Raw genomic sequence first — 13,332 nt, 5'->3', positions numbered from 1 at the left:
AATAAAATCACTATGGATTTGTCTAGCATAATAAACAAATTTGCCGCTTTTTTGCTAACGTTAACAGTGATTGTTTTTACTGTGAATAGCAAGGGGTATGCACAATATAGTTTTGGAGATCTTGAAGTTACCTCTCTTAAAAAGGTTTTCGATGTCTCAAACTCAGATTTGTGGGGTGATAAGACACCGAGAAATATCTACCCCTTTCAGGGGGACTCTGATATTTGGGATGATCACCCTTTGGCAGGTCTCATCATAAAAAAAGATTTAAGGAGGGCGAATTTTCTTACTAAACAAAAAAACAGTAAAAAATTAATGAATAAACTTACAACTCAACTAGTTGAACAGTTTGAGTCAGGAGATACTGTTCAAGTAGATGATCCATTGGTGATACCACCGAAGGATATTGAGATGAAAAGATGGATACATAGAGAAGAAGAAAACAGATATAAAATTTTATTAGGGATATCCGGGGAAAATATACTTTTGGTGATTACACAGAAAAATGAACAGTGATTTGATTAAAATTATGAGAAGTGTAAAGTCATCAAACACTTGTTTTACAAATTCCGATTAAAGCTTTTCCATTTGCGCCATTCCTTCCATATCGATACATTGCCAATACTATTTAGATAGCATTGTACCTAAAAGACTATCCCAGAGGTATACAAACGGCGTTCTTTTAATCCGGGATATATTACAAGGGATGTTTGTCAACCAAGGGATTCATTTTTTATTTTTAGCATACAAAAACTTCATCATGCACAGTACGTCCAAAAATATATACCGGAACCTTTTTTTCAGTATTCTCTGTATCGGAATTATTCTCAGCGGTTGTAAAAACGGAGAAGAGGAAGATAAAAACCCATTGTCCGAAGAAGAGCAGGAATCGGCCGAGGTACGGCCTGAAGTTATTTTTGCCATCGCCGATAGCAAGCCGATCTACCAACATATTGAAAGCCAGGGGGTGGTAGAGGCCAATCAATCGGTAGAGCTAAAGCCCAAGATCAGCGGCTATGTAGAACGATCTTATATTACCGAGGGACGGAGCGTGCAAAAAGGAGATACGCTGTTAGTGTTTGACCGACGCGAGGCAAAAATGGCAGTGCAACAGGCCCAGAATACCTACGAAGAGGCCCTTCACAAGTATCGTATTGAGATGAATATGCGTACCAACGGTAATAACAGTGGTACCAACGGTGATCATAAAAAAGATGCCGGCAAACAGATGGTACGTATTACCACCGGCCTGGCAAAGGCAGAGCTGGAGCTGGAACAAGCCAAACTGGACCTGTCTTATACGGTACTCAAAGCACCTTTTACAGGCACACTTTCTACCGATAGGCGCCTGGCCAACGGAACCTATGTGAACGCGGGTACCAAGGTGGGCGAGTTGGTCGATGATCGCACGGTTCGCCTGCGTTTTGATGTATTGGAATCGGAACTGAGTAAAATAGAGTCCGGTATGGAGGTTAAGCTCAGTGGCCCGGGAGCAGAGCAGCTTAAAGGAACTGTAATGGCAGTAGATCCTGTCGTAGATACTAAAACAAAAACCGGTACAATCATTGTCGAAGCCGAAAACCGGGACGGGATTTTGTCACCTGGTATGACGGTAGAGGGGCGCATACAAGTGCTTAAGCAGGAAGGGAAGGTACGCGTGCCGCGCTCAGCTATCCTTTCACGAGACGGCGGGCGAACGTTGCTGTTTAAACTCAAACCCGAAAATGATGAAGTGCACTGGGTATATGTGGAACCGGAAGCCCTGAATAGCCAGTGGGCTATTATTAATCACGAGCAAGTAGCCCCCGGAGATACCATTGCCGTAGACCGTCATTTCGCTTTGTCTCATTTACAGATTGTCAAGCCACGGTTACAAACTCCCGAATAGTACTACATTTTTTTGCGGTTGACTTGGAGAGGATGAAATTTTTTTTGTACTATTTAAATAGTATTATTATTTAGCCCATCTGGTTTGTTGAGTATTATACTTGCCAATAATGAATTAATAAAGTGAAACTATGAACTTCAGAATTTCAACTGCTTTACTGCTTACAGCTATTTTTGTAACACTTTCATTAACATCGTGTAATGAAAAAGAGGATGGATCTAAGGGGACGGAAATCACAAAAAACGAAAAGGGGGAAATATTGACGCCCGAGCAACGGAAGTGGAAAAAAGGGGCTATTGGTGAAGAGATTTCGCTTCATGATGAAGTGCGTGATTCCCTGCTTAGAGGTATGAGCATTGAAGTGTTTGGTAACCAGTTATACGTGTCTGATTTTGGAGATATGCGCCTCAAAAAGTTTACAAGGGATGGAAAGTATATAGGAAGTTATGGTAAAGAGGGACGTGGGCCGGGAGAATTTCAACAATTGATGGATTTTGATCAGCGCGGAGATTCCATATATGTACTCGATAGCCGAAAGATGGAGCTGATGTTCTTTGATAAGAAATCATCCAGTTTCATTACTTCGCATAAAGTTAAATCTCATCCATATCGTTTTGCCACATTGGGTAATCGTTTTGTCATCGAGCGAAGTATGGAAGAAAAACTGTTTTCCAGTACTGATCTTCAAGGTAATATTCAGCATCAATTTGGTCAGTTCATAGAGAGCCAGACCCAAAACGGACTATCTGTTTCAGGTAACATTGAGACCATTTCTGATACCGGTTTTGTCTTTTCGCCCTCCTATGCCAGCTATCTGTACTATTTTAACAAAGAGGGAGAACAGACAAAAGTAGTTCGTACTGTTGACCGCATTCCTTTTCAAAAACCGGTGAAAGAAAAGTCAGGAAATATGAATATTACAAAACCACCAACGGTAAAAGTGTATTCCAGGGCGTTGTCAACAGAGGATAACCTCCTCCTTATTTTACAACGTTTCGCAAAAGAGAGTGACGCACTTCCGACATCATTTATAGATGTCTATCATTTGGATACCGGGCAGTATCGTTATTCTATTGAGTTGCCGTTATCGGTTCGGGATGTAGAACTGACCAGAGACAGACTCTATATGCTAGATAGTGAAACCAGTTATGTGAAAGCGTTTGATTATAAAGCTAATTAGTATCAACCATCCTGATAAACTACTTATGGAACTGCTAAAATATTTATTTCTTTTGCTATTGAGTGCGGGCCTTATATTAGGCTGTTCATCCGAAGAAAAGGCACCTGATGAAAGTGCTCTTCATCCTTTGTTGTTGACCAAAAATTTGAGTATTCCGATAACAACAGAAGAAGCACTGATTGGTGAGTTCTCTGGGTTGGCCACAGATAATAGCGGAAATATTTATGCCGCAGATACCGAACAGCAGAAGATACACCGGTTTTCTGATGATGGCACTTATTTGAATGCCATAGGACGAGAGGGAAAAGGCCCGGGAGAATTTACTGACTTGAAACCCAACATTCGCATCCAAGCGGATACATTATATGTACTACAGCAGCGAGCGCGTCGTATTGAACTGTTTAATGTTACGACGGCTGAATTTATACGTACGATAAAATTGCCCGATGTCGAAGTAAATGGCGCAAAAATTGGGAGTCCCAGAACTATATTTCCACTGGCTAATGGACAGATACTGGCTGTATTTGTTGATGCCTATTTCAGAGCTCCCAAAGAAGATGAGGTTCCTCATCAAATTACTATATCCAAGCTCGATGCTACCGGAGCATTTGTGGATAAAAGTCTGCTGCAGTTCCCCGCTCCCTATCCCACCGCACGGAGATTAGTATATTTTGAACCTGGCAAAGTATCCATCTTTATAACTTCTATTTACTCTGAGTTCTATGTTGCAGCAAATTCGAAAGGGCAGTTATATACAGGCAAAAGTGATAGTTTGCACCTAAAAAGGTATAGCCGGGACGGCAAAAGAAGGGGCGAGGTAGGAGCGGGGAGTGTTGGGCTTCCTTTTACGGCAGCTGACCTTGACAGCGTGGCCCGGGATCTTCCTAAGAATTTTAAGAAAGCGGTCCAAAAAGTAGGTACCCCTTCGCACTGGCCAGCTTTTAAGAGGCTGTTAGTTGATGATAAAGGCCGGGGATGGGTTAAGCGATTTGATCCGGGAAATCCCCAACAAACATGGCAGGGATTTGACAGCAAAGGGAACCCCCGTTGGGAATTTATATTGCCGAAAGAGGTTGAACTGTATAGTATTAATGAGGAGAGTGCTTATGGAATTTTCAACTCAGATATGTCTCCGCGGATTATAAGCTATGAGATCGATGGACTGTGAGAATTGGAGACATTTAATTCAGAGAATGGGGAAATAGCAACTACAAAGTATATCTGATCAATAAGTATAATTTTTATGAGACCAAGAGCGATTTTTGTATTGGGGCTTCAGCTACTTTTTTAGTTTTCCGGGGAGCACGTTCCCCAAGGAGAAAGCCGTTATCATTTTAAAACGGTTAATGGGCTAATATATCATTAGCATTAGCATTTTCTAATGTAACAATTGAGTAGGACTACACTCTTGAATACTAAACTAGTCGAAATAACATCAGGAAAAATATATTTTTGAATCAACAACAAGAGGGTATTTTAATGTTGGTAAAAAATTATTTAAATGATTTATCACCTGCAGATTCCAATTGGCCGGAGAATGTTCAAATTGCGGTCAGTTGTATTCATAAAAATTTATTTGATGCATCGTTAAACGTATCATGGTTAAAAGACAAATGTGATATAAACCACAAGGTCTTTTCAGCTCGTTTTGCCCAGTATGTTGGGTTCTATCCTAAAGAATATATTCTGCATCATCGTATAAAGGCGGCAAAGAGAACATTGCGCGACATTGATCTTCCGGTCACACGAGTAGCCCTGGCTGTGGGCTTTAATTCTCTATCAGCATTTTGTAAAGCATTCAAGCGAGAAATGGATATGGGGCCTTCCGATTGGCGTGAAGAGGTCGAAGAAGTAGCATAAACCGCTGACATTTATCAGTGCAAAGTTAAGGAGGTATCTCAGTACATATCTCAGTACATATCTCAGTACATATCTCAAGCATGTGTCCGCCAGCTTTGTTATGGTATTATCAGCTGCATTAGCAGCAATAATAATTCTTAACTAAACAAAAGGTGACTATTTATGTCATTTGCTAAAACGCTAAGTCGAGATGAAATGAAAAATGTAAAAGCTGGTTATATAGCACCCGGAGGTGATTGTAGTGGTTGTGCGGATTGTCTTGGGGAAGGATGTAGTGCCGATGGTGATGGAAGATATTGTGGCATGATCATGGATACAAGAGATGGATCATATACTAGGTGCTATAAATAATATTAAACTATGAATTTGAATTTATAATGCGATAAGTGGGAAACGCTTATCGCATTATTTTTTGAATAATCTTATTAGCTATGTCAGATATATTTAAGCTTTTCTTCTGTATCTTTTTCCTATTTCTTTCATGCAAAAAGGAGAAGAAAAAATTTACGAATAAGAGCTCGCAGAATATTGAAAGCCGAATAGTAAAAGGCACCTTAGCAGCTGTAGATAGTCTGAACTTATCAAAGTTTCAACTCTATGATGTGAGAAATATACGGCAAAATACTAGCCAGTTATTTATTAGTGGTGAGAAGAAAATTGTGGCTATTACAAAAGACAATTTTTCTGATTACAAAACCTTTCACATTGCTAAAGGAAAAGGACCACAAGAAATATTACAGTTACAAAGCTTTGACGTAGTAGATTCACTATTGGTTGTTTTAGATGAAAGGCAAAATAAAGTTTTAACGTATAAACCGCCCGGTGAATTTATTGAAGAACATACGTTTAAAAAATTGATGCCTCACCAAATTAGGATAGTAAATAGCAACTCCTATGTTCTCTTTAGTCCAATGGTTGGGATGAAGTATATATTTAACTTGGTTAATGTTAACAACGGAACGGTTCATCATTTTGAAAATGTACCCTCTGAGCATAATCCAATGCTATACGAAGGGATCATTGAGATCCAAAATAGTAATCTATACTATGCGGGTTATTCTGAACCTCTTTTAAAAAAGTATTCTTCCGAAGGTGAATTGGTATACTCGGTTGCTATAATCGATAATTTCAATACGGAGGCTAATTATCTCAAGAGTAAAGGAGAGACAATGTTAGGGTATGCTCCCGGTGCTCAGTTTTCGACAGTGGATTTTGATATTTCTGGTAAACATATTTTAGCTATCTCTTATGGTTTTGATAACGAGCCGAATAATATAGTGGATGTTTATGAGGAATTGACCGGGAAGTATATTAGGTCGTTAAAGGGGCTTAAGCCTAAAACAATTGCACTAAGTTCTGATGAAAATCACATATATGGGATATCAATTACACAAGGAAAATATATATTAACATTGTATAAGAATAGCATTCTAATGTAATTCGGATATGGGCAATGATACATCAATTATTGTCAATACCACTGTATTGTATCAGTTTTGACTAGTATGGCGGCCAAGAAAATGAGATGGCTTTAACTCATTTCACTGTACAAAATTCAGGAGAAATCTCAGGACACATCTCAAGCATGTGTCTGCCAGCCTTGTTATGCTGCTATCAGCTGCATTACCAACAATAATAATTATTAACTAAACAAAAGGTGACTAATTATGTCATTCATGAAAACACTAAGTCGAGATGAAATGAAAAATATAAAGGCTGGTTTTAGTCCTGCTGGTTGTAATAAATGTTGTGAATATGCAGATGTTAATTGTACGGAATGTTCAGATTTTTATGATTCTGAATCATCATGTCCGCCCAAACAAAGAAACATAGTGCCATGTGAATGTATTCGTGAATAATACACAACATGTATATGAGAGGGGGGAGTTTAAAGGCTTCCTCTTTATTTTAAAATGGAACTGATTTTATATTGAGTTTCATTTTTTCTTTTCCAATATATATCACAATAAGTACTCAATGGAATATGGGTATTTGAAGAGGGGGATTAATTCGTTCACCATTTGTAAGACTATGCGATGAAATCTTTTTTCCAAATTTGTAAGGCTATTTTATACTCTGTTTTTTGCAAGATAACTAAATACTATTCTATGGAGAGATGATCAAAGAAGTGACATAAAACTGTGACATTTATCAGTATAAAATTCAGGAGGTATTTCAGGAGATATCTCAAGCATGAAAGAATTCTCTTTTGTAAATAACAGTTTCTGAAAAATAAATACTGATTTATAAAAGAGAACCTACATTTAATACTGGAAATATGTTATGGAACAGGTAATAAGTGATTATTTAGAGAGCTTGGATATCCCGATATCCAAAAACTATTGCAAACAGGCCATTCTTGAACATCCCGATTATCCATCTCTATTAAGCGTGGCGGATGTGCTGGACAGGTTGGGCGTTGATTATGAAGTGGGACAGGTTGAAAAGAAGCATTTACAGGATCTGCCGTTCCCCTGTGTACTACACCTTGATGAAGGCGGGGGAAAGTTTGTAGTTGTCGAACGAAAAAGTGACCTGGAAACAGACGAAATAGATTTGGAACACTGGGATGGGGTAGTATTAAAGGCTGAATCTACTGATACTATTGTGGATACTGAACACAATGAACAGTTAGCCAGTGAAAAAAAACAGGGTAGAATAGCTGTTGTTTTGGGAGCTGCTCTGGTAGGTCTTATTGCCCTTCCGGTTATTCAAGGGTTGAGCTGGCTATACCTTTCCCTGTTTGCAACGGCCATGGCGGGGAGTATTATCGGTTATCTGCTAGTAGCTAAAGATCTGGGCGTTACCTATGAACCGGTGGAGACGTTTTGTAATGCCCGAAAAGGGACCAATTGTGATCGTATCTTAAATGCCGAAGAGGCCAACCTATTTGGCAGTTTTAGCTTTGCTGACGCTACTGCAAGTTACTTCATATCTCAATTATTAATAATGGGATTATGTATACCCCTTTTGGGGAGTCCGGCCTCATTTATGTGGCTATTTGGAGGAGCCGCTATAGCCACGCTCCCGGTCATTGGCTATTCATTATACTATTAGAAAGTGAAAGCAAAGACATGGTGTCGTTTATGTTTAGCGGTGGATGCAGTATTGATCGTGCAAGCAGGAGTTGTTGCTACAATGTACGAGATGCAGATGTTTGGCGGGATACAGCCGATCGCAATACTGATATCAGCCGTAATATTTGTTTTTGTAACTTCTGCCATACTATTGCTGAAAATCAATTTTAATGATGCTCAAAAAGTCAGCCAAGAGTTAATAAAAGCAAATCGGGTAAAGTCAGACCCGGAGGTATTTGTCCATTTTTTACGTTCGGGAGAACAGTTTGATATTTCTCCTTTTTCCAATGAGATAACATTAGGTAACCCTGAGGCTCCACTACGTATTTTGGTGGTGGCTAATCTGCACTGTAATCCCTGCCGAATGGCCTTTAGCAATATCCAACAACTGTTAAGTATTTATCCGTCCCAAATTTCGTTCACTATTCGGTTTACAAGAGGGAGGGATAATACCATCGGTGAACTGTCGGCAAGTACCTATTTGATTCGCTACTGGCAACAGCATATTCAGGGAACGGGAGATGAACAACGCCGTACCCAGACGCTAATTGCCGATTGGTATGAAGAGATGGATCCTGATTGGTTTCGAGAGAACTATAAGTTGCAAGAATCAACAGATAGTGATTTGTCAAATATAGAGGAACAGCACTACGCCTGGATTGCAGAGCAAGAAATATCGGCGACGCCCACTTTTATTATTAATGGTTTCAAGATGCCCGGGAACTATCGATCCGATGATCTTATAGCCCTGGTGCCGGGGGTTGCCGACCTATTGAAAACCCGACGAATGGCTGAAAATAAAAACGGATCAAAAGAACTTGCTTGAGGGAGCAGAGAGGCTGCTTGTGCCTTGGCCGGCTAAATTTTTATGGTCGAAACAGGCTTATCAATAATTCATAATAAAAAACAAACGGTGACTATTTATGTCATTTATGAAAACGCTAAGTCGAGATGAAATGAAAAATGTTAAAGCGGGAAGAATGCATGTACGTTGTGATGGTTGTCAAAATTCAACCTGTCAAGGTTTTGTTGACGGAGAAGATTGTGTCACTGCACTTTATCGAATGTGTGGACCTGGCGAAGCTGGTTCTCCTGGACCGGCTCCCGGCAGATGTGTACATTGAGAAAGGTCAACTTTATTTTGGATAGGGCCTCATGCGAATGGGGCCCAATAAATATATTAATATGAGATTATTCACTGTTATAATATTTTTTATTACTTTTTTGAGTTTTTCCAAAAAAAAAGATCGAGAAGTCAATAACTATCATCGAGAATTAACCCAAGCTGTTGATTCTGCTGCCTTACAAAAAAAAGAAAGTACCCCAGATTCCTCTTTTAAAGAGATGAGTATTAAACGAATGCAGAGCTACGGTACTACTAATGAAATCCTTGTAGGCGATATTGCAGACTTTACCGTAGATGATAAGAATAGAGTATATATTGCTGATATGGATCAGACCACTGTTCACGTATTTAATACTGATGGGAGCTATTACACTTCACTGGGTAGGGAAGGTAATGGACCGGCAGAATTTGCAGCTATAACACCAAACACTACAGTATGCATATATTTGAATAAGTTATATGTTACAGATTATAGTGGTGCTGGCAATTATTATCCCTCCCGTGCACAAGTTTTTAACTTAAATAAAGAACTATCATTTGATCAAACGTTAAAACTAATACCATCGAATAGGGATGACTATATAAAACTGGAGGGCTATTCCCCCAATAAAATATATCCCAAACAAAGTGGAAAGTTCTTAGTTTCATATCGAAAGTCACCATCTGTATATTTAGATTCTACAAAGTACATTCGGTATTTTGTGTTGGACAGTACTGGTTCTGTTATAGATGGACCTGTACTACAACAAAAAGGCAAAAGGTATTTGACATACCATGTTAAAAATGTTCCCACTCCTTATTGGGCGATACGTTCGTTTTCATTTTTTGAAAAATCACTTTTTACCGTTACTGAAAAAGGTGAATTATATACAGCTCGTTCCATGGAGTTTAAAATCGATATACTAAACTCAGAAGGGGAATATCAACGATCTATTGAATATCCTTTTGATAATGTATCGGTGACTGCAGAGGAACTGTTAGAATATTATGAAAAAAAAGATTTGTCAGGTTTAGGGCCGGGCAAAATAGGTTTGAAAATGATCCGTGAAGCTGAAAGTCTGCCTAATCAATGGCCCGCATTGCACACAATGTTCTTTGATGACAAAGACCGGCTTTGGGTAGCTACTATAGTGGAGGATATGGAGATTTATGAGTGGTGGATATTAGAGAAATCAGGTGAAGTGATCACCAAATTTGAATGGCCACGACAAAAACCTATTAAAACAGTTAAAAACGGCTATCTCTATACCCAAGAAGAGGATGAGAGGGGAGTAGGCCAGATTGTGAAGTATAAAATTCAAATACATTGAGAACCCCCAGAGCTGAATAGGAGAACAGAAAAGCAGATAGCTTTTGTTATTTTCTGAAATTTTAAAAACGAGCGACTATTTACTTAATATCAGTAGCATTAGCATTTTCTAATGTAATATTTGCTTGGGTTTATACTCTTGAACATTTGACTAGTCGAAATAGCATCAGGAAAAAAACATTTATGGATCAACAACAAGAGGGAATTTTAGTGTTGTCAAAAAACTATTTAGATGAATTATCACCCCCAGATATCGATTGGCCAGAGAATATTCAAATTGTGGTCAGTTGTATCCATGAAAACTTGTTTGATGCGTCGTTAAGTGTTTCATGGCTTAAAGAGAAATGTCATATAAAAAAGAAAATTTTCTCTGCTTGTTTTGCCCGGCATGTGGGATATTATCCTAAGGAATATATTCTGCATCATCGCATAAAGGCGGCAAAGAGAATATTACGAGAAATGGATCTTCCTGTAACTCGTGTGGCGTTAACCGTAGGTTTTAATTCTCTTTCTGCATTTTGTAAAGCGTTCAAGCGAGAAATGGATATGGGACCTTCCGATTGGCGTAAAGATGCCAAAGAGGTGGCATAAAATCCCAACATTTCTCAGTATAAAATTCAGGAGGTATTTCAGGAGAGATCTCAATCATGTGACTGGCAACTTTAATATCGTACTATCAGCTGTGATAGCAGCAACAATAAATTTTTAATTAAATACAAGGTGACTAATTATGTCATTTGCAAAAACACTTAGTCGAAATGAAATGAAAAATGTAAAGGCAGGTGCTATGGAGCCCAATTGTTATTGTTGTTCTGATTGGGGGTGCAATTGCTATGACTATGAAGGGGGGAGCCCGCCAACAGGTTGTTCTTGGGGAACATGCATGTGTGACAAAGAGTAGTTGGTTTTTAATTTAAAAAATAATCTTTAACACAAGTTTGGAGGATAGCCCTTCAAGCTTGTGTTATATCTATATTATTTTATGAAAAATTTACTAATCTGGATATTGTTTGTTTTAGTTGGATGTACCGCTCAAAAAGAGGATATCCCTAAGCATATTAAAGGAACAGAGAATTTGGTTGTATATTCAGGGGATATGCCCCCAACCGCTTCTGTCGATCTGGTTCGGGAAGCGACTTTTGAAGCTCCCGATAAATATTCACTAAAGTGGCACGATGATACTGTTTCATTTTATAGCTGGCTGGAAAGTATTGAAGTAGATACGTCCGGGAGAGTGTTTATTGCTGACAACGATGCTACAAAAATTCATGTGTTTGATCCGGCGGGAAATTACCTCAAAAGTCTGGGGAGGAAAGGTTCAGGTCCAGGTGAGTTTCAAAGTATAACAAATACCCAAATTGGTTCAAGTAGTCTGTATGTGTTTGATTTTAGGGGATTTCGGACGACAGTTTATTCCCTTGATTCATTGAAAGTTATTGAGTCAAATTCTGTTAAATCCTCGGTTAATCAAGACGAGTTTGATGAAATAAACGGATGGCTCAGATGGAGGCTCTTAATCCGAAACAACGGGACCTATCTAGCAGGATTCAGGAAACAGAGGATGGATGCAAGGGCTGGGAGTCCGAATTCTAATCTGGACAAAGATCGTCCAAAAAAATACTATTTCATGGACAAGGAAAGTAATATTACTTCTGATGAGGTTTTTGAAGTAAAGAAATCAAGGGAGATTCTGACTACACGTGTCGAAGACCGCCATTTGTCTAATTTTAGACCGTTACCTTTTCTCGGTAGAACGGTGATTAGGATCTCGGACGACAATCATATCTACACCACATGGACCGATGATTTTTTAATCAAGGTCTATGGACCGGATGGCAACTACCAGCGAGCTATTTATTATCCATTTCAAAAGAGGCCAATAAAGCGGGAAGAACTTCTTGGCACAGTGGATAAAGACGACTGGAACCGCGGGTTGGTTGAGCACGCGGAATTGCCGAAAACCTGGCCGGCCATCCATTCTATAGTTGTTGATGATAGGAACCGGCTGTGGGTATCTACAATTATACCAGAAGATGGTATGCGAGAATGGCGGGTGATGGAAAATACCGGCGAATTGATTGCAAAGTTTCGATGGCCGAAAAGCCGTTCTATTAAAACAGTAAAAAATGGATATGCCTACGTTTGTGTGACTGATGAGGAAATGGGGCAACAAAGAATTGTGAAATATCGAATTCAAATGAACTAAATAATACGAGGGCTATATCTTACCTAAGGAAATTCGGTGTCAGGATGATATGGTCCTACACCGGTCGAATAGGTAATATGTTATCTCCCTGATCAATAATGATTTCTATTTCAAGTTTAAAATTCACTCTTTCAAGGTCGAATATCTTGACAAATAATATAAATAGTGTAGTTTGGGTCTCCATTTTCGTTTCCTTCCTGTTCATTGATTTTAGTCAAGCACCAACTCATGATACTGCAAAAGTAGTAGCACTTGAAGAGTATCGTACCTTCATCTCGTATGAAGATCAAAAGTTATCGAATCCACAAATTATACGGTACAACGATTGTAATTCACATCTATTTGTCTATGATACTGCTGAATCAACGGTATTTGAATTTGACAGTAATGGTGATATTGTCAATACATATGGCCAACGGGGACGCGGTCCCGGAGAGTTTTTTAGAAGTGAGTAACATATTTCTAGCGAATAATTACCTGTATGTTGTTGATCCGATTCAGTATCGTATTATGCGATTTACATTTGATGGTGAGTTAGCGGGATCAATGAACTATGGAAAGGGAGATCCCCAGGCCTTACCTCCCCCGGCTCCTACCCCTTTGACTCCTCGCGCCAAAAAAATTAATAATCAGCCTTTAGTAGCAAAAAACGGTCAGATTTTATTATCAAATATTTATCCCGGTGA

The 13,332-nt window shown here is 39.0% G+C and carries 12 protein-coding genes; all 12 read left to right on the top strand.

What is annotated here, in order from left to right; genetic code table 11:
• Positions 1-12 precede the first annotated feature (12 nt).
• A complete protein-coding gene (locus G3569_RS05180) occupies positions 13-516 on the top strand; it encodes a hypothetical protein (RefSeq protein ID WP_165266776.1) in 504 nt (167 codons plus the stop codon).
• 244 nt (positions 517-760) lie between these two features.
• Positions 761-1,888: an efflux RND transporter periplasmic adaptor subunit gene (locus G3569_RS05175; RefSeq protein WP_165266774.1), complete on the top strand. Its 1,128-nt coding sequence runs from the start codon at positions 761-763 to the stop codon at positions 1,886-1,888.
• A 130-nt stretch (positions 1,889-2,018) separates the two neighbouring features.
• On the top strand, positions 2,019-3,068 hold the full coding sequence (locus G3569_RS05170) for a 6-bladed beta-propeller (protein WP_165266772.1): 1,050 nt from the start codon (positions 2,019-2,021) through the stop codon (positions 3,066-3,068).
• A gap of 25 nt (positions 3,069-3,093) precedes the next feature.
• Positions 3,094-4,236, top strand: a complete 1,143-nt coding sequence (locus G3569_RS05165) for a 6-bladed beta-propeller (RefSeq protein ID WP_205720042.1) — start codon at positions 3,094-3,096, stop codon at positions 4,234-4,236.
• A 284-nt stretch (positions 4,237-4,520) separates the two neighbouring features.
• Positions 4,521-4,928 carry a helix-turn-helix domain-containing protein gene (locus G3569_RS05160; protein WP_165266768.1) on the top strand — a complete coding sequence of 136 codons (408 nt, stop codon included), beginning with the start codon at positions 4,521-4,523 and terminating at the stop codon, positions 4,926-4,928.
• A 431-nt stretch (positions 4,929-5,359) separates the two neighbouring features.
• Positions 5,360-6,367: a hypothetical protein gene (locus G3569_RS05155; RefSeq protein WP_165266766.1), complete on the top strand. Its 1,008-nt coding sequence runs from the start codon at positions 5,360-5,362 to the stop codon at positions 6,365-6,367.
• A gap of 844 nt (positions 6,368-7,211) precedes the next feature.
• Positions 7,212-7,985: a hypothetical protein gene (locus G3569_RS05150; protein WP_165266764.1), complete on the top strand. Its 774-nt coding sequence runs from the start codon at positions 7,212-7,214 to the stop codon at positions 7,983-7,985.
• A gap of 3 nt (positions 7,986-7,988) precedes the next feature.
• Positions 7,989-8,831 (top strand): thioredoxin domain-containing protein, encoded by an 843-nt coding sequence (locus tag G3569_RS05145; protein WP_165266762.1) that lies wholly within the window; start codon positions 7,989-7,991, stop codon positions 8,829-8,831.
• A 335-nt stretch (positions 8,832-9,166) separates the two neighbouring features.
• Complete coding sequence (locus G3569_RS05140) at positions 9,167-10,441, top strand: 6-bladed beta-propeller (protein WP_165266760.1); 1,275 nt, start codon at positions 9,167-9,169, stop codon at positions 10,439-10,441.
• 182 nt (positions 10,442-10,623) lie between these two features.
• Positions 10,624-11,031, top strand: a complete 408-nt coding sequence (locus G3569_RS05135) for a helix-turn-helix transcriptional regulator (protein WP_165266758.1) — start codon at positions 10,624-10,626, stop codon at positions 11,029-11,031.
• 391 nt (positions 11,032-11,422) lie between these two features.
• On the top strand, positions 11,423-12,646 hold the full coding sequence (locus tag G3569_RS05130; RefSeq protein ID WP_165266756.1) for a 6-bladed beta-propeller: 1,224 nt from the start codon (positions 11,423-11,425) through the stop codon (positions 12,644-12,646).
• A 146-nt stretch (positions 12,647-12,792) separates the two neighbouring features.
• Positions 12,793-13,101 (top strand): 6-bladed beta-propeller, encoded by a 309-nt coding sequence (locus tag G3569_RS05125; protein ID WP_165266754.1) that lies wholly within the window; start codon positions 12,793-12,795, stop codon positions 13,099-13,101.
• Positions 13,102-13,332: the final 231 nt, after the last annotated feature.

Origin of the sequence: Fodinibius halophilus (assembly GCF_011059105.1) — a bacterium.
Classification (GTDB): Bacteria; Bacteroidota; Rhodothermia; order Balneolales; family Balneolaceae; genus Fodinibius; species Fodinibius halophilus.
The sequence above is the reverse complement of the archived record's forward strand: the minus strand, read 5'-3'. Positions and strand labels throughout refer to the sequence as shown.

What these genes read in the sequence shown, in the direction of transcription:
- G3569_RS05180 (WP_165266776.1), top strand. Translation starts at nt 13, where the DNA reads ATGGATTTGTCTAGCATAATAAACAAATTTGCCGCTTTTTTGCTAACG.
- G3569_RS05175 (WP_165266774.1), top strand. Translation starts at nt 761, where the DNA reads ATGCACAGTACGTCCAAAAATATATACCGGAACCTTTTTTTCAGTATT.
- G3569_RS05170 (WP_165266772.1), top strand. Translation starts at nt 2,019, where the DNA reads ATGAACTTCAGAATTTCAACTGCTTTACTGCTTACAGCTATTTTTGTA.
- G3569_RS05165 (WP_205720042.1), top strand. Translation starts at nt 3,094, where the DNA reads ATGGAACTGCTAAAATATTTATTTCTTTTGCTATTGAGTGCGGGCCTT.
- G3569_RS05155 (WP_165266766.1), top strand. Translation starts at nt 5,360, where the DNA reads ATGTCAGATATATTTAAGCTTTTCTTCTGTATCTTTTTCCTATTTCTT.
- G3569_RS05150 (WP_165266764.1), top strand. Translation starts at nt 7,212, where the DNA reads ATGGAACAGGTAATAAGTGATTATTTAGAGAGCTTGGATATCCCGATA.
- G3569_RS05140 (WP_165266760.1), top strand. Translation starts at nt 9,167, where the DNA reads ATGGGGCCCAATAAATATATTAATATGAGATTATTCACTGTTATAATA.
- G3569_RS05135 (WP_165266758.1), top strand. Translation starts at nt 10,624, where the DNA reads ATGGATCAACAACAAGAGGGAATTTTAGTGTTGTCAAAAAACTATTTA.
- G3569_RS05130 (WP_165266756.1), top strand. Translation starts at nt 11,423, where the DNA reads ATGAAAAATTTACTAATCTGGATATTGTTTGTTTTAGTTGGATGTACC.